The sequence below is a fragment of the Nitratireductor arenosus genome, assembly GCF_009742725.1.
Taxonomy (GTDB): Bacteria; Pseudomonadota; Alphaproteobacteria; order Rhizobiales; family Rhizobiaceae; genus Mangrovimarina; species Mangrovimarina arenosa.
Genome location: NZ_WPHG01000006.1, coordinates 55,393 through 72,843, shown reverse-complemented (window position 1 = coordinate 72,843; position 17,451 = coordinate 55,393). Strand labels below are relative to the sequence as shown.

The 17,451-nt window shown below is 65.4% G+C and carries 16 protein-coding genes; 4 read left to right on the top strand and 12 right to left on the bottom strand.

Annotated elements, in window-relative coordinates:
• Positions 1–51 precede the first annotated feature (51 nt).
• The 4 genes from GN330_RS19980 to GN330_RS19965 are packed head-to-tail and all read right to left on the bottom strand — an operon-like array spanning position 52 to position 2,224.
• Positions 52–387 carry a protein tyrosine phosphatase family protein gene (locus GN330_RS19980; RefSeq protein ID WP_156714818.1) on the bottom strand — a complete coding sequence of 112 codons (336 nt, stop codon included), beginning with the start codon at positions 385–387 and terminating at the stop codon, positions 52–54.
• A 50-nt stretch (positions 388–437) separates the two neighbouring features.
• Complete coding sequence (locus tag GN330_RS19975) at positions 438–1,334, bottom strand: MBL fold metallo-hydrolase (RefSeq protein ID WP_156714816.1); 897 nt, start codon at positions 1,332–1,334, stop codon at positions 438–440.
• 30 nt (positions 1,335–1,364) lie between these two features.
• Positions 1,365–1,799, bottom strand: coding sequence for a DUF6691 family protein (locus tag GN330_RS19970; protein WP_156714814.1), 435 nt, complete (start codon positions 1,797–1,799; stop codon positions 1,365–1,367).
• A 2-nt stretch (positions 1,800–1,801) separates the two neighbouring features.
• Positions 1,802–2,224: a YeeE/YedE family protein gene (locus tag GN330_RS19965; protein ID WP_156714812.1), complete on the bottom strand. Its 423-nt coding sequence runs from the start codon at positions 2,222–2,224 to the stop codon at positions 1,802–1,804.
• Between the two features lie 86 nt (positions 2,225–2,310).
• Here GN330_RS19965 and GN330_RS19960 point away from each other — a divergent pair, with 86 nt between their 5' ends.
• Complete coding sequence (locus tag GN330_RS19960) at positions 2,311–2,655, top strand: ArsR/SmtB family transcription factor (protein WP_156714810.1); 345 nt, start codon at positions 2,311–2,313, stop codon at positions 2,653–2,655.
• A gap of 62 nt (positions 2,656–2,717) precedes the next feature.
• On the opposite strand, the gene GN330_RS19955 is transcribed toward GN330_RS19960, so the two are convergent.
• The 6 genes from GN330_RS19955 to pcaD all read right to left on the bottom strand — a co-directional run bounded on the left by GN330_RS19955 (position 2,718) and on the right by pcaD (position 11,144).
• Positions 2,718–3,875: an acyl-CoA dehydrogenase family protein gene (locus GN330_RS19955; RefSeq protein WP_156714807.1), complete on the bottom strand. Its 1,158-nt coding sequence runs from the start codon at positions 3,873–3,875 to the stop codon at positions 2,718–2,720.
• Between the two features lie 113 nt (positions 3,876–3,988).
• Complete coding sequence (gene pimC / locus GN330_RS19950; protein ID WP_156714805.1) at positions 3,989–5,191, bottom strand: pimeloyl-CoA dehydrogenase large subunit; 1,203 nt, start codon at positions 5,189–5,191, stop codon at positions 3,989–3,991.
• Between the two features lie 103 nt (positions 5,192–5,294).
• Positions 5,295–6,476, bottom strand: a complete 1,182-nt coding sequence (locus GN330_RS19945) for an acetyl-CoA C-acyltransferase (protein ID WP_156714803.1) — start codon at positions 6,474–6,476, stop codon at positions 5,295–5,297.
• Between the two features lie 23 nt (positions 6,477–6,499).
• The gene (locus tag GN330_RS19940; protein WP_156714801.1) at positions 6,500–8,194 is read right to left on the bottom strand and encodes an AMP-binding protein; all 1,695 of its coding nucleotides are present in this window, start codon (positions 8,192–8,194) and stop codon (positions 6,500–6,502) included.
• Between the two features lie 2 nt (positions 8,195–8,196).
• Complete coding sequence (locus GN330_RS19935) at positions 8,197–10,299, bottom strand: 3-hydroxyacyl-CoA dehydrogenase NAD-binding domain-containing protein (RefSeq protein WP_156714799.1); 2,103 nt, start codon at positions 10,297–10,299, stop codon at positions 8,197–8,199.
• A gap of 50 nt (positions 10,300–10,349) precedes the next feature.
• Positions 10,350–11,144 (bottom strand): 3-oxoadipate enol-lactonase, encoded by a 795-nt coding sequence (gene pcaD / locus GN330_RS19930; RefSeq protein WP_156714797.1) that lies wholly within the window; start codon positions 11,142–11,144, stop codon positions 10,350–10,352.
• Positions 11,145–11,620: 476 nt separating this feature from the next.
• Between pcaD and leuA the strand changes: the two genes are divergently transcribed.
• Entirely contained in the window at positions 11,621–13,288 is a 1,668-nt protein-coding gene (gene leuA / locus GN330_RS19920) for a 2-isopropylmalate synthase (protein ID WP_197435256.1), read from the top strand.
• Between the two features lie 101 nt (positions 13,289–13,389).
• Entirely contained in the window at positions 13,390–14,148 is a 759-nt protein-coding gene (locus GN330_RS19915; protein ID WP_156714793.1) for an alpha/beta fold hydrolase, read from the top strand.
• 16 nt (positions 14,149–14,164) lie between these two features.
• Here the strand turns inward: GN330_RS19915 and GN330_RS19910 are convergent, their stop codons facing one another.
• Positions 14,165–15,616 (bottom strand): adenylate/guanylate cyclase domain-containing protein, encoded by a 1,452-nt coding sequence (locus tag GN330_RS19910; protein WP_210252326.1) that lies wholly within the window; start codon positions 15,614–15,616, stop codon positions 14,165–14,167.
• A 170-nt stretch (positions 15,617–15,786) separates the two neighbouring features.
• Between GN330_RS19910 and GN330_RS19905 the strand changes: the two genes are divergently transcribed.
• Positions 15,787–16,461: a hypothetical protein gene (locus GN330_RS19905; RefSeq protein WP_156714789.1), complete on the top strand. Its 675-nt coding sequence runs from the start codon at positions 15,787–15,789 to the stop codon at positions 16,459–16,461.
• Here GN330_RS19905 and GN330_RS19900 read toward each other — a convergent pair.
• Positions 16,443–17,366 carry a metallophosphoesterase family protein gene (locus GN330_RS19900; RefSeq protein WP_156714787.1) on the bottom strand — a complete coding sequence of 308 codons (924 nt, stop codon included), beginning with the start codon at positions 17,364–17,366 and terminating at the stop codon, positions 16,443–16,445. The genes GN330_RS19905 and GN330_RS19900 overlap by 19 nt on opposite strands.
• Positions 17,367–17,451 lie beyond the last annotated feature (85 nt).

Below are 17,451 nucleotides of genomic sequence, written 5' to 3'. Positions count from 1 at the left end.
GTGGTCTTGTTTGGTTACGGGGTCGAGGGCGGCTTGCGCCGCCCGTGCGCCTCAGCCCGCGGTCTGTTGCACCAGACCGTAAAGGTTCGTGCAGCGCCCGCCGGTGCGGCAATAGGCGAGTACGGGCCGGGGCAACGTGGCGAGGGCTGCCGACATCTCCGATACGTTGTCCTCGGTCACGGCGCCCGACACGACCGGAATAAAGCGGAATTCCAGGCCCGCAGCGCGGACCGCCGCCTCAACCTCGGCATGCGGCACGGCGCCGTCCTCGGTGTCGGGCCGGTTGCAGACCACGCTCTTGAAGCCCGCATCGGCGATGGCCTGAATGTGCTCGGCACCGATCTGGCCGGCCACGGCGAAATCCTGGTTGATCTGACGGATTTCCATGTCTTGAACCTCTTGCGGAACTGCGGGGTGAAGGTGGCCGTGTCGATGCTTCAAAGCCCGTTTACGGGCACCTTGAGATAGGTTTTGCCGTCTTCCTCCTTGGGAGGCAAGTGCCCGGCGCGCATATTGACCTGCAGTGACGGAATGATCAGCTTCGGCATATCGAGCGTCGCGTCCCGCGCTTCGCGCATGGAGACGAACTCGTCCTCCGAGACGCCGTCGCGGACATGGATATTGTGCGAGCGTTCCTCCGCGACCGTCGTTTCCCATTTGATATCGCGGCCGTTCGGGCCGTAATCGTGGCAGATGAACAGCCGCGTCTCGCCGGGTAGTGCCAGCACCCGCTTGATGGAGCGGTAGAGTTCGCGGGCGTCGCCGCCTGGAAAGTCCGCGCGCGCCGAGCCACCATCGGGCATGAACAGCGTGTCGCCGACAAAGGCCGCGTCGCCGATCACATGCGTCATGCAGGCAGGCGTATGGCCGGGCGTGTGCATGGCATAGGCGGTCATGGAGCCGATTGTGTAGCTGTCGCCGTCCCTGAAAAGCCGATCGAACTGGGAGCCGTCGCGCTGGAACTCGGTGCCTTCGTTGAAGACCTTGCCGAACGTGTCCTGCACGACTGTGATCTTGTCGCCGATGCCGAGCTTGCCGCCGAGCTTTTCCTGAATATAGGGCGCGGCCGACAGATGGTCGGCATGGACATGGGTCTCGATGATCCACTCCACCGCCAGGCCGTTCTTGCGGATATGGTCGATGATCTGATCGGCATGGTCATAGGTGATGCGGCCGGCGGCATAGTCGATATCCATCACCGAATCGACCACCGCGCAGGCTTTGGAACTCGGATCTTTGACCACATAGGAGACGGTGTTGGTGGCGTCGTCGAAAAACGCCGCGACTTCCGGCTTGACCGACAGGTCGGGCGTAAAGGGCAGGGGGGACGTCATGTCTGCGCTCCTTGTTCGAAAGGGGTGGGTTCAGGCGATTGCGGCGTCGGCCGCGCGAGCCTTCAGCCAGCGTGCCACGACGATGCCGGCGATCATTGCGGCGAGGAAGATCGGGGTTTGCGGATGACCGAGGCCGAGCGCGGGGACCGCGCCGCCCGGACAGAAACCGGCAATGCCCCAGCCGATGCCGAACAGGGCCGAGCCGCCGACAAGCGGCATGTCGATGTCGCGCGCGGTCGGCAGCGAGAACCGCGTGTCGAAAAGCGGGCGCTGGCGCGCGCCGAAAATCAGCCGATAGCCGATCGCGGTGGTGATCAATGCCCCACCCATCACGAAGATCAGGCTGGGATCCCAAGTGCCTGCGACATCAAAGAAATTCAGAACCTTGGCCGGGTTGGCCATACCCGAAAGGGCGATGCCGATCCCGAACAGGCCACCGATCAGAAAGGCGGAAACGATCTTCATCTTCAGGCTCCGATCATATGACGGACAACATACACGGTCGCGAAGGCCGCGATCATGAAAACCACGGTGGCGACGATGGAGCGCGGGGAAAGCCGGGCCATTCCGCATACGCCGTGGCCGCTGGTGCAGCCGGCGCCGTAGGTGACGCCGATGCCGACCACGAAGCCACCGACGACGAGCGCGAGCGTCGAAACAGGCACCGAAAAGGCAACGCCGCCGCCTGCCGCGATGAAGACGATCGGGGCCATGATCGCGCCGGCCAGAAACGCCGCCCGCCAGGCCCAGTCGGCCGCAACCGGGGGGACGATGCCACTCAGGATGCCGGTCATGCCGGCCACGCGGCCGTGCAAGGCCATCAACGCTATGGCGGACAGTCCAATCAGGACGCCACCGAACAGGGACAAATAGGGTGTGAATTCTGTCATGTGAACGCCACCAGGGATGGGTTGGGGTTGCGGTTGTTGGTTTCTCGCTATATATGACTATATCTTCATATGTTCAAGGAAAAAACATGCGCATGGATATCGACCGGCTCGATCGATCCGCCGAAAGCGCGGCCGAGCTCCTGTCGGCGCTCGCCAACAAGAACAGGCTCATGATTCTGTGCAATCTGCTCAATGGCGAGATGGCGGTGCAGCCCCTGGCCGAGGCCGTCGGCATGAGCCAGTCGGCGCTCTCCCAGCAACTCGCCAAGCTGCGCCTGCAACGCCTTGTGGCCACGCGCCGCGTCGGGCGGGAAATCCACTACCGGGTAGCGTCGGCGGAGGTCGCCGAAGTGCTGGCGACGCTTTACCGCCTCTATTGCGATCCGGTGCAGAAAACCGTGCCCCGCGGCGAGGTTGCCGCCGCGTCGTGATCCACCTTCTCGCGGTGGCGTGAACTTCCCTGGATGCCGGTCCCCGTCCGTCGGAATCGTGCCTATGCCGCCGTATCGGCAAAAAGCCCGCCCGCCCGCGCGAGCTGGCGCAGATGATGGTCGCTATTGCCGAAGGCGACATCGATCATGGTCATGCGCTTGAAATAATGCCCGACCGCATATTCCATCGTCATGCCGACGCCGCCATGAATCTGGACGGCGTTTTCGCCGGTCAGGCGTCCGCCGCGACCGATCTCGGCCTTGGCCGCGTGCATGGCGCGGGCGCGCTCGGCCGCGTCGGTTTCGTCCGCCATCATGGTGGCGAACATGGTCATCGAGCGTGCCTGTTCCAGCGCCACGAACATGTCGACGGCCTTGTGCTGCAGCGCCTGGAAGGAGCCGATCGGCACGCCGAACTGTTTTCTGACCTTCATGTAATCAACGGTGAGCGCATGCATCGCCGACATCACGCCGACCGCCTCCGCGCACAAGGCGGCGATCGCCTGGTCGACGACATGGCGGACCAGCGGCAGGCCGTTTTCGGGGTCGCCGAATACGGTCTCGGCCGGAACCTCGACCGCATCGAGCGTGATTTCGGCCGCGCGCAGCCCGTCCTGGGTGGCGTAGCCGCGCCGCGAGACCCCGTCGGCGTTGGCGTCGACCAGGAAGACGCCGACGCCGCCTTCCTCGCGCGGACCGCCGGCCGTGCGGGCGGTGACCACGAGGCGATCGGCGCAGTCGCCGTGCAGCACGACGCTCTTTGCCCCCGACAGCACGTATGAGCCGCCGTCCTTGCGGGCCGTCGTCTCGACATGGTTGAGGTCGAAACGGGCATCGCGCTCGGTGTGGGCGAAGGCGAGCTTGAGCGCTCCCTCGGCGATCTGCGGCACCCATTCGGCGCGCTGCTCGGTCGAGCCGCCGAGCCGCAGGAAGCCGCCGCCCAGGATCACGGTGGCGAAATAAGGTTCCAGCGCCAGCACCCGGCCAAGCGATTCCATCACGATCATGGACTCGACGGCGCCGCCGCCGATGCCGCCGTCCTCCTCGGCGAAAGGCAAGGCCATCAGGCCCATCTCGGCATAATGGCGCCATATGGCGGCGCTCCAGCCCGCGTCCGATTTCAGGATGCGGTTGCGCTCCTCGAACCCGTATTTGTCGGCCAGAAGCCGGTCGAGCGCATCCTTCAGGATCGATTGTTCCTCGGAAAGGTCAAAATCCATTGTCTGTCCTGATCCCTGTCAGTTTGGCACCGCCGCCGAAAGTGGACTTTTTGGCTGCTCCGGTAGGGGAGAGACTGAAATCGCGCGCACCCAGGGTGCGATCCGGGCCGCTCTCAAAGCCCCAGCACCGCCTTGGCGATGATGTTTTTCTGGATCTCGTTCGAGCCGCCATAGATCGAGACCTTGCGGTTGTTGAAATAGGACGGCGCGGCGAACCGCGCGTAGTCGGGCACGTTGGAGGGTTCGTTCCAGCGGTCGTCGCCCTCGGGCAGGTAGGGCGCGGCATAGGGCCCCATGACCTCCATCAGCAAATGGGTCGTCGCCTGCTGGATCTCAGACCCCTTGATTTTCAGGATCGAGGAGGCGGGGTCGGGCCTACCGGTATCGCCGCGTTTGGCGTCGGCGGCGATCACGCGCAGTTGCGTCATCTCCAGCGCCTTCAGGTCGATCTCGATCGAGGCGAGCTTTTCGCGGAAGCGCTCGTCCTCGATCAGCGGGCGTCCCGACGACATCTCCTTGGCCGCCAGTTCGCGGATGCGCGCCACGCGCTGCTTGGAGACCCCGATGCGCGCGATGTTGGTGCGCTCGTTGCCGAGCAGGAATTTCGCGTAGTCCCAGCCCTTGTTTTCCTCGCCGACCAGATTTTCGACCGGCACCCTGACGTCGGTCAGGAACACCTCGTTGATCTCGCGGCCGCCGTCGATGGTGACGATCGGGCGGACCTCGATGCCGGGCGACGTCATGTCGATCAGCAGGAAGGAGATGCCCTGTTGCTTCTTCGCCGCCGGGTCGGTGCGCACCAGACAGAAAATCCAGTCGGCATATTGAGCCAGCGTCGTCCAGGTCTTCTGGCCGTTGACGATGTAGTGGTCTGCCTCGCGCACGGCGCGGGTCTTGAGCGAGGCGAGGTCGGAGCCGGAACCCGGCTCGGAAAAACCCTGGCACCACCAATCGTCGAGATTGGCGATGCGCGGCAGGAACCGGTCCTTCTGATCGTCGTTACCGAAGGTGTAGATCACCGGGCCGACCATGTTGACGCCGAAGGCGAGCGGCTGCGGCGCCGGGAATTTCTGCAACTCCTCCAGATAGATATATTGTTTCATCGGCCCCCAGCCGGTACCACCGTGCTCGACCGGCCAGTGCGGCACCGCCCAACCCTTTTCGTTGAGGACGCGGGTCCAGCGCACGAAATCGTCCTTGCCGACATGTTCGGCGTCGACCATCTTTTCGCGGATGTCGGCGGGCAGCTTGTCGCGGAAGAAGGCGCGCACCTCCTCGCGAAAGGCGATTTCCTCGTCGGTATAGCGAAGGTCCATGTGAAGCTCCCTGGTCGCCGACCGGGCTCCGGTTCGCGTCCCGAGCCGCCTTTCCCGCGCAGGAGAGGCGGCGCGCCAGGCGAGCTGGAGCGCCGGGTCTTGTTCAGTTTATTTCCAGCAATCCCGCCGCACCCATGCCGCCGCCGATGCACATCGTGACAACGGCGTATTTCACGCCACGCCGCTTGCCCTCGATCAAGGCGTGGCCGGCGAGCCGGGTGCCCGACATGCCATAGGGGTGGCCGACCGCGATCGCGCCGCCGTCGACATTGAGCTTTTCGGGATCGATGCCGAGCCTGTCGCGGCAATAGATCACCTGCACGGCGAACGCCTCGTTCAGCTCCCACAAGCCGATATCGTCGACCTTGAGCCCGTGCCGTTCGAGCAGGCGGGGCACGGCGAAGACTGGGCCGATGCCCATTTCGTCGGGCTCGCAGCCGGCGACCGCGAAGCCGCGGAAGACGCCAAGCGGAGCAAGTCCGCGCCGCTCGGCCTCTTTGGCTTCCATCATCACGCAGGCCGCCGCGCCGTCGGAAAGCTGGCTTGCGTTGCCGGCGGTGATGACGCCGTTCTCGCGCACCGGCTTGAGCCCGGCCAGCCCCTCGGCGGAGGTGTCGGGGCGCGGCCCCTCGTCATGTTCCAGCGTGACCTGTTTGTGCGAGACCTCCTTGGTCTGCTTGTCGACGACGGCCATGCGCACGGCAATCGGCGCGATCTCGGCATCGAAGCGGCCGGCCGCGCGCGCCGCCGCGACGCGCTTTTGCGATTGCAGGCCGTATTCGTCCTGGCGTTCGCGCGAGATGTCGTATCGCTCGGCGACGATCTCGGCGGTGTCGATCATCGGCAGGTAGACCTCTGGCTTGATCGCCATCAGCTTGTCGTCCATCAGCCGAAACGTGTTGCGGTGGTCGTTCTGCACCAGGCTGATCGATTCGAGCCCGCCGGCGATCCCTGCTTTGACCCCGTCATTGCGGATAGCGTTGGCCAGAAGCGCCATCGATTGCAGGCCGGACGAGCATTGCCGGTCGATCGTGGTGCCGGCGACCGTGACCGGCAGGCCCGCCGTCAACAGCGCCCGCCGCGCAACGTTGAGGCCGGTCGCGCCCTCCTGCATGGCGCAACCCATCACCACGTCCTCGATCTCGCCACCCTCCAGCCCGGAGCGCTTGAGCGCGTGCTCGATGGCGTGGCCGCCGAGCGTGGCGCCGGGCGTGTCGTTGAGCGCGCCGCGATAGGCCTTGCCGATCGGCGTGCGCGCGGTGGAAACGATGACGGCTTCGGCCATGGCGGTTCTCCTTGGACCTGTTCCTACGAGGCGCGGGCGGCCTTGCGCCGCGCCGCCTCTTCCTGCTTGAGTTCCAATTTTGACAGCTTGCCGACCGGCGTGCGCGGCAGCGCGTCGCGCAGTTCGAGCGCGCTTGGCATTTCGTGCGGACCGAGCCGGTTCTTGAGGAAGGCGCGCAACTCCTCCAGCGTCAGCGCGGGCGCGTCGGGCCGCAGCTTGACGAAGGCCTTGGCCGCCTCGCCGCGATAGGCGTCCGCGACGCCGATCACCAGCACCTCCTCGACGTCCGGGTGCTCATAGATCATCTGCTCGATCAATTGCGGATAGACATTGTAGCCGCCCGACAGGATCATGTCCTTCTTGCGGTCGACGATGGTGAAAAAACCTTCCGCGTCCATGAAACCGATATCGCCGGTCAGGAAGCCGCCGCCGGCGAAGGCGGCCGCCGTCTCGTCGGGGCGGTTGAGGTAGCCTGCGGTCACGTTCGGCCCGAAGATGCGCAACTCGCCGGTCTCGCCGCGCGGCAGCGCGCGTTCGGGCTCGTCGAGCGCGACCACGTCCATCCAGATGCCCGGCAGCGGCACGCCGATCGTGCCGATCTTGTCGGGCCGCTCGAGGGGAAGATTGGTGCCGGCCGGTGCGGTTTCGGTCATGCCCCAGCCGCCGAGCAGGTCGTGCCCGGTCGCCGCCTTCAGCCGCCTGGCGATTTCGACGGGCAGCGGCGCGCCGCCGGAGGCGCAGTAATGCAGCGAGGAGAAGTCGCGCTTTTCGAAGCCGGGGGTGGCGCAGATCGCGATCCACATGGTCGGCACGCCGGGAAAGCTGGTCGCGCCGGCCTCGATCTCGTCGAGGGCGGTCAGCGGGTCGAAGCGGGTATGGATGAGCAGGGTGTGGCCGTTCTTCACGCAGCGCAACATCACCGCCGTCAGCGCATAGATGTGGAACAGCGGCAGGAACAAGAGAACCCGCTCCTGGGCTGGGCGCATCAGTCCCCAGCCGTCGAACCACAGGTCGTAACTCTCCACCGCTGTCGACAGATTTTCGTGGGTCAGGAGCGCGCCTTTGGGCATGCCCGTCGTGCCGCCGGTATACTGCACCAGCGCCAGGTCGGCGAGCCCGACTTCAGGCAGTGATTCAACGCCTTCACGACTTGAGTCAGCCTTTTGCCGACCTGATTCAATAAAGGCGTCGAACGTCTTGAAATCGCTGGTTTCCGGCAGCGGTCCGGTAAGGGGGGAGGGTCCGAATTTCTCGTCCTCGCCGACGATCAGGCGATCGACCAGCCCGTCTGCGACAAGCTCGGCGGTGCGTGTCGCCAGATCGCCGATATTGGTGGTCACGAGCAGCCGCGCGCCCGAGTCGGCGAGCTTGTGGCAAAGAACGCGCCGGCTGTCGAGGGGGCTGAGATGCACCACCGTGGCGCCGGCCCTGAGCGCGCCGAAAAAGGCGAGCAGGTGGTAGATCGTGTTGGGTAGAAGCAGCGCCACCTTGGCGCCCGGGCCGGCATCGGCCGCGAGGAATGCCTGGGCGGTCCGGTCGACCTCGCGCTTCAGCCCCGCATAGCTGAGGCTGGTATCGCGAAAGCGGACCGCCTCCTTGCCGGGCCACCGTTTGGCGGCCCGGTCGACGACAGCATGGACGGGCCAGCCTTCGAGCGTCGTGTCGGGCGACAGGCCCGGCGGATAGATCGCCTTCCAGGGAGCGGAGGCGAGGTCCATGGTCAGGCGGCCTTGCCCTTGCGGAGCGCAGCCAGGCTGATGCCGGATGCCGCCGCCTCCTTCAGCAGGGCGGCAGGCTTGAACACCTCCTTGCCGGTGCGCGCGTGCCAGAATTCCAGGCGCTCGACGATTTTGGCTAGTCCCTCGCTCTCGGCCCAATACATCGGCCCACCTTTGCCGATCGGAAAGCCGTAGCCGTTGACCCAGACGATGTCGATGTCGGAGGCCCGGGCGGCGATGCCTTCCTGCAGGATCTTCGCGCCCTCGTTGATCATCGGGTAGAGCGTGCGTTCGGTGATTTCGTCGCCGGCGATGTCTCGACGCTCGATGCCGCGCTCACCGGCTTTTTCAGTGATCAGCGTATCGACTTCCGTGTCCGGCGTGGGCGTGCGCGATCCGGCTTCGTAGACATAAAAGCCCTTGCCGGTCTTTTGGCCGAAGCGGCCCTGTTCGCACAGCGCGTCGGCGATCGCGGCGGTCTTGCCGAGTGCCTTGCGGTTGCGCCAGCCGATGTCGAGGCCGGCAAGGTCGCCCATCGCGAACGGTCCCATCGGCCAGCCGAAATCGGTGAATACCTTGTCGACCTGTTGCGGGGCGGCGCCCTCGAGAAGCAGATCCTCGAGCTCGGCCGAACGGGCGGCGAGCATGCGGTTGCCGACGAAGCCGTGGCAGACCCCGACCACGACCGGCACCTTGCCGATCCGGCGCGCCAGCGACAGCGCGGTGGCGAGCACATCGGGGGCCGTCTTGCCGCCGCGCACGATCTCCAGGAGCCGCATGATGTTGGCAGGTGAGAAGAAATGCAGCCCGACAACGTCCTGCGGGCGGCCGGTGGAGGCGGCGATCTCGTCAATGTCGAGATAGGAGGTGTTGGAGGCGAGCACGGTGCCCGGCCGGGCGACCGCCTCGATCTTGGCGAACACCTCCTTCTTGATCGCCATCTCCTCGAAGACGGCCTCGATGATCAGGTCGCATTCGGCGAGATCGGCATAATCGGTGGTACCGGTCAGAAGACCCAGGCGCTTGTCGCGGGCTCCTTCGGTCAGCGAGCCGCGCTTGACCGAAATGTCGTAATTCTTGGCGATGGTGGCGATACCGCGGTCGAGCGCCTCGCGGTTTACCTCCAGAATGGTGACGGGAACGCCGCCATTGAGGAAGGACATGGCGATGCCGCCGCCCATCGTGCCCGCCCCGATCACGCCGACGCGCTTGACGGCGCGCGGGGCGACGTCCTTGCCGACGCCGTCGACCTTGGCCGCCTCACGCTCGGCGAAGAACAGATGTCGTTGGGCGCGCGACTGCTCGCCCTGGACGAGTTCGACGAAATATTGACGTTCGGTGGCGAGCGCTTCCTCAAATGGCATGACCAGGCCATTGCGGACCGATTGCGCGCAGCGCGCCGGCGCGTCGAGGCCCCGTTTCTTCTTCAAAAGGGCGGCCACGGCGGCATCGAAGCCGCCGAGATCGTTCTTGGCCTCCGCGAGCTTGTCTTCGCGCCGGCTCACCGGCACCAGGGCCGCGCCCTTGTCGGCCTTGGCGCGTGCGAAGGCGACGGCGTTGGCCAGCAGCGCCTCGTCATGGACCGCCTCGACCAGCCCGGCGGCGAGCGCGTCCCCGGAGCCGATCGGGTTGCCGGACACAATCAGCGTCAGCGCCTGCATCGGACCGATCAGCCGGGGCAGGCGCTGCGTGCCGCCGGCTCCTGGCAGGAGGCCGAGCTTGACCTCGGGCAGGCCGAATCTGGCGCCGGCGTCGGCGACACGAAAGTGACACCCCATCGCCAGTTCCAGCCCGCCGCCCAGCGCGGTGCCGTGGATCGCGGCCACGGTCGGCTTGGAAAAGGATTCCAGCGCGGCGATCAGATCGGGAAGACTGGGACGCTCCAGTGCCTTCGGCGTGCCGAATTCGGTGATGTCGGCGCCGGAGACGAAGGTGCGGCCGGCGCAGGCCAGCACCAGGCCGCGAACGGCTTCGTCGTCGCGCAGCGCCATGAGCGCCTCGTGCAACGGCTTGCGCAAATGCAGGCTGAGCGCGTTCACCGGCGGGTTGTCGAGCGTCACGATCGCAATGTCGCCGTCGCGGGTGACGGTCACGGCTTCTGTCATCAAGTCTCTCCCTTGGCGGGCGCCGATCGCGCGGCACCACTATCGCGTGATTATGGCAGGCGGGCCTGTTTCAGGAAATCGGAAAGCAGTGCGGCGACCGCGTCCGGTTGTTCGATACAGGGAAGGTGTCCGGCATCCTTGACGATCTCGAAGCGGGCGCCGGCGATCAACTTTGCCGTGGAACGCACGAGGTCGGGCGGCGTCGAGCCGTCCTGGTCGCCGACCACGCACAGCGTCGGCAGCGTTAGCGCCGCGGTGCTGGTGGTCAGGTCGCTATCGCGCAGCGCCGCGCAGGTACCAACGTATCCCGGCGCCGGGGTGCGCGTGAGCATGGCGACATAACCGGTATAGTCGGGATTGTCGGGGCTACGATAGGCCGGGGTGAACCAGCGCTCCATGATCGCGTCGGCGAGCGAGGCGATGCCGTTTTTCGTCACGCCTTCGATGCGCTGGTTCCACATCTCGGCCGTGCCGATCTTGTGGGCGGTGTCCATCAACACCAGCGCTTTGACGAGGTCGGGTCGCCTCGTTGCGAGCGCTTGCGCAATCATGCCGCCGACCGACAGGCCGACGACGATGCAGGATTGCACGCCGCAATGGGCAAGCAGCGCCTCGAGGTCGCCGACATGGTCGTCCATGCAGTAGGGCGGTGGCGTCGCCTCGGACAGGCCGTGGCCGCGCTTGTCGTAGCGAATAAAGCGAAAGCCGTCTCCCAACCGCTCCACCGTCGCATCCCAGATGCGGAAATCGGTGCCGAGCGAATTTGCGAAAACCATCGCCGGCCTGGCCGGGTCGCCCCGATCCTCATAGTGCAGAACGATGCCGTTGGCACGGACGAACGTCATGCGGCCTCCTCTCCAATTTCGGCGACATACTACCGAGTATGTTGCACGCATTTCAACCAATCAATTGGCCTTGAATCGGATTCTTGGGCGCCGAATGCAAGCCCATTCGCGGCGCGCGACCTCGAAGATCGCCGCGCCGCGCGAAGGGTGCTTGCCAGGGCGGGGCAAGGCCGGTATAGGACGGCTTATGTCGACAGCACGCACAAATATGCGTTCAGCCATGCGCCCGTTCACCGCGCAGGCGACCTTGCGTGCGCTTTCCTCGACCCTTCTTCTGCTCGGTCTTATCGGCGATCGCCGGGTCCGCTGAAGGAGCGCCCGGCGGTCGATATGCCTGACCGGGCCTGCTGCTCCTCGCACAACCAGCACCATGATAGCGATGATTGCGCTCCTTTTCGGGTCTTGGCTCGATTGGTGGAGACGCCGGAGACATGACGATGAACGAACGATCCCACATCAAGACCACGCCGGCCGGCATGCCGGATGCGGTGAAGAAATACCAGCCTTACCCGGCTGTCGGCCTCCATGACCGGACCTGGCCCGAAAAGCGGATCGAACGGGCGCCGATCTGGTGTTCCGTCGACCTGCGCGACGGCAACCAGGCGCTGGTCGACCCGATGGGGCACGAACGTAAGGCGCGCATGTTCCGACTCCTGCTCGACATGGGTTTTAGGGAGATCGAGATCGGCTTTCCGTCGGCCTCGCAGACCGATTTCGACTTCGCGCGCTGGGCGATCGAAGAAGGCGGCGTGCCCGACGCGGTCGATCTGCAGGTCCTGGTGCAGTGCCGGCCGGAGCTGATCGCCCGCACCTTCGAGGCGCTCGAGGGCGCACGTACGCCGATCGTGCATTTTTACAATTCGACCAGCGAATTGCAGCGCCGGGTCGTGTTCGAGAAGGATGTCGCGGGCATCAAGCGCATCGCCACCGACGCGGCCAAGATGATCACCGACATGGCGGCCAAGGCCGGTGGCGGTTTCCGCTTCCAATATTCGCCGGAAAGCTTTACCGGCACCGAACTCGAGGTGGCGCTGGAAATCTGCAACGCGGTGATCGAGATCGTCGATCCCACGCCGCAGGACCGGTTGATCATCAACCTGCCGGCGACGGTGGAGATGTCGACGCCCAATATCCACGCCGACCAGATCGAATGGATGTGCCGCAATATCGACCGGCGCGACAGCGTCATCGTCTCGCTGCATCCCCACAACGACCGCGGCACCGGGATTGCGGCGACCGAACTCGGCCTGATGGCCGGCGCCGACCGGGTCGAGGGCACCCTGTTCGGCAATGGCGAGCGCACCGGCAATGTCGATCTCGTCACCCTGGCGCTCAACATGTACACGCAGGGCGTCGATCCGATGCTCGACTGCACCGACATCACGCGCATGCGCGATGTGTTCGAATATTCGAACCAGATGGCGATCCCGGAGCGCCATCCCTATGTCGGCGAACTGGTCTACACCGCCTTTTCCGGTTCGCATCAGGACGCCATCAACAAGGGCATGAAGGCGATCAAGAAGGCCAACAAAGAATTGTGGGAAGTGCCTTATTTGCCGATCGACCCGGCCGATGTCGGTCGCACCTACGAGGCGATCATCCGCATCAATTCGCAGTCCGGCAAGGGCGGTATCGCTTATGTTTTGCAGGCCGACTACGGCATCAACCTGCCGCGCAACCTGCAGGTCGAGTTTTCCCGGCATGTCCAGCAGATCACCGACGCCGAAGGCAAGGAGCTGCCGTCGAAGCGTATTCACGACAGTTTCATGGAGACTTATGTCGATCAGCCGGGCGCGCGCGTCAAATATGTCGATCACCACACCTATCCTGACAGCGGGACCAAGGGGCGGCGCGTGGTGGAGGCGGTGATCCTCGACAAGGGTGAGGAAGTGTCGATCCGCGGCACCGGCACCGGGCCGATAGACGGGTTCGTCGACGCGCTCTCGCGCCATATCGGGGTCGAGCTGTCGGTGCTCGACTATTCCGAGCATTCCCTGCAGCGGGGCTCCAACGCGGCGGCGATCAGCTATGTCGAGGTGGAATATCCAGAAGGACGCCTGTTCGGCGTCGGCATCAATACCAACATCGTCGCCGCCTCGCTCGAGGCGGTGGTGTCGGCGGCCAACCGCATTTTGCGGCGGTGAGGCGGCAGGCGACTTCGATCAACACTCATCCGCGGTCTGCCGCGGATGAGCGCGGTCCCGCTGTGTGACCCGATTTTGAGGACCGGACCGGGGGAGGTCGTATGTCGGATAGGCTTTTTGCCCATGAAGTCGGCGCTGGCGGCGAGCCGGTGGTGTTTCTGCACGGTTTCGGCGCCGGTCATTTCGTGTGGCGCGACATTCAGCCCGCGATCGCTGCGGCCCGGACGACGATCGCTTATGACCTTCCAGGACATGGCGGTTCGCTGGCCTTTGCCGAGTCGGGACCGCCCAAGGTCGCGGCCAGGGCCGTGCTCTCCGATCTCGACGCGCGCGGGGTAAGCCGTTTTCACCTCGTCGGCCACTCGATGGGCGGCGCGATTGCGACCTTGATCGCCGCCAGCGCGCCGGAACGGGTCGCCTCGTTGACCGCGCTGGCGCCGGGCGGTTTTGGCGAGACCATCGATGCGACCCATCTTCGTCGCTATGCCACCGCCGACACGGAAGAAAAGCTCGCGGCCGGCCTGAGTGCCATGTACGCGCCGGGTTTTGCGCTCGCACCGGCGCTGGTTGCGCCCTATGCCGATGCGATCGCCCGGCCGGGCCAGACGGAAAAGCTGGTCGAGATCGCGGCGTTATTGTTTCGCGGCGAGCGTCAGGGTGTGATTCCCTACGAGCTGCGGGCCGGCCTGCCGATGCCGGTCAAGGTGCTGTGGGGCCGCGAGGACCCGATCCTGCCGTTTTCCCACACCGAGGGGCTGCCGCCCCGCATGGCGCTGCACGCCTTTTCCGGCGCCGGCCACATGCTGGCCGACGAGTGCACAGCGGATGTTGTCCATCTGATCCGCGAAAACATCCGTTGATGGCGGCGGCCCGCGTTCAGGGCCGCAGCGGCCGCTTGGGGCGGCGGCTTTCATGCGCCGTCAGAGACACCTGGCTCGCCCATACCGCGATACCTTGGCGGCGGCCCTCCAAATGGTTGTCGCCGAGAAAATCGAAACCCGCCATCAGCCGGTCGGCCGCGTTGGGATCGCGGGCTCGGATATCGGCCACCACATCGTCGCTCACGGCGGCGGCGCGGCCCACAACGCGGGTCAGCTCCTCCAACCGGCTCGCCGCATTGACTGTGTCGCCGATGACGGCGAGTTCCAGCCGCCTTTCGGTGCCGATATTGCCGACCACGACCGGGCCGTAATGCAGGCCGACGGCGATCTGGACGGGCTCGGCGCCACGCGCAACACGACGCTCGTTGAGCGCGGCGACATCCTCAAGGATCGCGTTGACGCAGGCGACGGCGTTGAAAGGGTCCTGCGGCAGCGGCTCGGGCGTGCCGAAGGTAGCCATGATCCCGTCGCCGATGAACTTGTCGAGCGTGCCGCCATGGCGGAAGATCGCCTCTTCCAGCAATCCATGCACTTCGCGCAAAAGACTGATGGTCTCGACCGGTGAATGGCGCTCCGACCATCGGGTGAAGCCGACCACGTCGGCAAACAGAATGGCGGCGTTGAGTTCGCGGATCTCGGCGAGGGAAACGTCGTCGCGCGCCAGTTCGTCCACCGTCGCCGGCGGAAAATAGCGCGCGAGATTGAGCCGCTGGCGCTCGATCGCCGCGTGGCGCCATACCAGCCGGCGCGAACGCGCGACGCCGCCCGCCAAAATCATCGCAACGATGCCTAACACGACGATCGACTGGGCCTCGACCGACAGGTCGATCAGGGTTGGATTGGCGATCAGGGCGATCCGCTCGGACAGGTCCAGCGACGACGATCCCGGTGCAAACGGTGAATAGATGACACTGTCCGGCAGGGAGGCGAGCCAGGTCAGGCCGACGACCCAGCTCACGATGCCGACGAACCCGCCCCAAAGCACGAGCCTGGGCTGGTCGGAAAAGGCAAGGCCTGCGATCAGCACGAAGAAATAGCCGAAGGTCTCGAACCGCAGCGCTAACTGCGGCGGGTAGTCGGTGGGCGAAAACGGATTGGGATAAAGCATCATCACCGTCATCAGTGCGAAATCGAGCGTGACGAATACATAGAGATGCCAGTTCCTGAGCCAGCCCAGCCGGTCGATCGCCGCCGGGATGAAGCCTGTCAGCAAGAACACGATGACGAGGGACTGATAATAGAAGGATTCCGGATATGGCGCGATGACGGCGACCAGGATGTAGATCGCGACCAGCGCGGCCACGCGTCCGCGCAGCTGCAGCCGGCGGCCCTCGCGCTCATGCCGGTCGAAGGTCTCGTTGAGCAGGGCCGGGAACGATGTCGGCTTGCGCCGGGAGCGGTTCCGCACTGCCGATCCGAACCGTTCCGCAACCGCCATGTCGTTCATCCCGCGCGAATCTTCTGTCCCACACATAGTCGACCGAACGGCGATTACAAAAGGCAGACACGCATTTCAGGCCGGCAGGCGTCCCGCATTCCGGCCAATACTCTTTGTGACCGGGGCGAACACTGTGTTAAAGAAATGTTAACCCCAAACGATCGGCGCAGGTATCGGTCATGAGCGACGGACAGAAAATCGCGACGGAGCAGTCGCAGGGCAAACTCGCGCAGGCGCTGCGCGAGGTCAGGACGGCTTCGGCCGACCGTGAAGACGTGGTCGTGGAACTGCGCGAGGCGGCGCGTATGCGCCTCGAGCTACTGGCCCAGGAACTGGAGCCCGTCTTCGCCGATGTGCCGGCCGAGGACATCCAGTTCGACTTCGCGATTTCCTCCGGTGTCCAGCCTAGGCTGTGGATCGATGCCGTTACCCATGTCGCGCTCGGACGCGACCGGCGTACCTATCGTTTCGTCCGCGATACGCGGCTGGGACGGACCGTGCTTGCCGAATCGACCGAGATCAAGCCGGTGGCCGAGCAGGTTACCCGCTATATCGCCGAGCGCATGATCGAGCGGCAGCGCTGGCTCGACGGCGCGGTCGAGCCCTTGCGACAGGCAGCGGATGATGATGGAACCTCTGGCCGGGAGGCCCGCGATGACGGTGACGACGGGACCGGCGGGGCGCCACCTTCGGTGACGGCTGCCGCCGATGCGGGGCGTGCGCGCAAGGCCGGCCAAGGCCTCAAGGCGTTCCTGTCGGGGCTCGTGGTCGTGCTAGCCGGCGCGGCTGTCGCCTTCGCGGTCGCCGCGGCGATCTACTGGGAACGCCTTGCAGCCTATTTCGCCGCCGGCTGAAGCGGCGCCAGCAGTTCGGTTCGTTCGATCTCGCGCAGCGCCAGGGTCGCGCCCGCGACACCCTTGCGCATCAGGCCGAGCGACCATGCGCCGGGCCGACCGTCGATTTCGAACAGGTTGAACTGGGCCGCCGGCTTCTTGCCGCCGATGCCCTGACTGGCCGAGGTGACGCCGACGACCGGGGCCGGGCCGTCGCGGGCGGGAATATGATGCAGTGTCGGCAGGTGGGTATGGCCGTGCAGCACGAGCTCGACACCGTGTCGGCGCACCGTGCGCTGGAACAGGCCGATGCCGTAGAGTCGCTTGTGGGCGGAGGTGGCCCCGCGAACGGGTGGGTGGTGGATCATCACGACCCGGAACAGGCCACGCTGTTCGGCGATGCGCAGTAGATGGCCGAGGCGGGCGGCTTGACTGGCGCCGAAATGGCCGAGCGCCATGAAGGGGCCGGTGGCGCGGGCCGACGACACGCCGATCAGCGCCACGTTGCCGCGCACCCTCAAATAGGGAAAACCGTATTCGGACAGCCCGACCCCGGTTTTCTCGCCGGTGATCCAGGGGCGCCAGGCCCGGCAGCTCTTGGCGAGCGCGCCCGGTACATAGGCGTCGTGATTGCCCGGCACGACCGAGACGTCGTCCGGGGTACCCACCGCGGTCAGCCATTCGCGCGCGAGCTCTATTTCGGCATCGAGCGCCAGATTGACGAGGTCACCCGTCACCGCGATGTGATCGGCGTCGACCTGGGCGAGACCGGCCATCAGCGCCTCCGTCACGCCGGGGTTCAGCAGATGCTTGCGATTGCGTTTCCAGTTCACATAACCGGTGATGCGCTTGGATGCGAGTTCCCGGTAGGATAGATCGGGCAGGGGGCCGAGATGGATGTCTGAAATATGCGCGAGGCGAAACATGCGGTTCGATCTGGGGCTGCTGACACGGGGCCGAACCTAAAGCGGTTCGGCCGCGAATGAAACGGGCTGTGTTCGCTTCCCGGCC

Bases quoted from the DNA above. Each gene is read 5' to 3' on its own strand.
- GN330_RS19975 (WP_156714816.1), bottom strand. From the start codon at position 1,334: ATGACGTCCCCCCTGCCCTTTACGCCCGACCTGTCGGTCAAGCCGGAA.
- pimC (WP_156714805.1), bottom strand. From the start codon at position 5,191: ATGGACCTTCGCTATACCGACGAGGAAATCGCCTTTCGCGAGGAGGTG.
- GN330_RS19970 (WP_156714814.1), bottom strand. From the start codon at position 1,799: ATGAAGATCGTTTCCGCCTTTCTGATCGGTGGCCTGTTCGGGATCGGC.
- GN330_RS19905 (WP_156714789.1), top strand. From the start codon at position 15,787: ATGAGCGACGGACAGAAAATCGCGACGGAGCAGTCGCAGGGCAAACTC.
- GN330_RS19935 (WP_156714799.1), bottom strand. From the start codon at position 10,299: ATGACAGAAGCCGTGACCGTCACCCGCGACGGCGACATTGCGATCGTG.
- GN330_RS19910 (WP_210252326.1), bottom strand. From the start codon at position 15,616: ATGAACGACATGGCGGTTGCGGAACGGTTCGGATCGGCAGTGCGGAAC.
- GN330_RS19955 (WP_156714807.1), bottom strand. From the start codon at position 3,875: ATGGATTTTGACCTTTCCGAGGAACAATCGATCCTGAAGGATGCGCTC.
- leuA (WP_197435256.1), top strand. From the start codon at position 11,621: ATGCCGGATGCGGTGAAGAAATACCAGCCTTACCCGGCTGTCGGCCTC.
- pcaD (WP_156714797.1), bottom strand. From the start codon at position 11,144: ATGACGTTCGTCCGTGCCAACGGCATCGTTCTGCACTATGAGGATCGG.
- GN330_RS19960 (WP_156714810.1), top strand. From the start codon at position 2,311: ATGCGCATGGATATCGACCGGCTCGATCGATCCGCCGAAAGCGCGGCC.
- GN330_RS19965 (WP_156714812.1), bottom strand. From the start codon at position 2,224: ATGACAGAATTCACACCCTATTTGTCCCTGTTCGGTGGCGTCCTGATT.
- GN330_RS19940 (WP_156714801.1), bottom strand. From the start codon at position 8,194: ATGGACCTCGCCTCCGCTCCCTGGAAGGCGATCTATCCGCCGGGCCTG.
- GN330_RS19900 (WP_156714787.1), bottom strand. From the start codon at position 17,366: ATGTTTCGCCTCGCGCATATTTCAGACATCCATCTCGGCCCCCTGCCC.
- GN330_RS19945 (WP_156714803.1), bottom strand. From the start codon at position 6,476: ATGGCCGAAGCCGTCATCGTTTCCACCGCGCGCACGCCGATCGGCAAG.
- GN330_RS19915 (WP_156714793.1), top strand. From the start codon at position 13,390: ATGTCGGATAGGCTTTTTGCCCATGAAGTCGGCGCTGGCGGCGAGCCG.
- GN330_RS19980 (WP_156714818.1), bottom strand. From the start codon at position 387: ATGGAAATCCGTCAGATCAACCAGGATTTCGCCGTGGCCGGCCAGATC.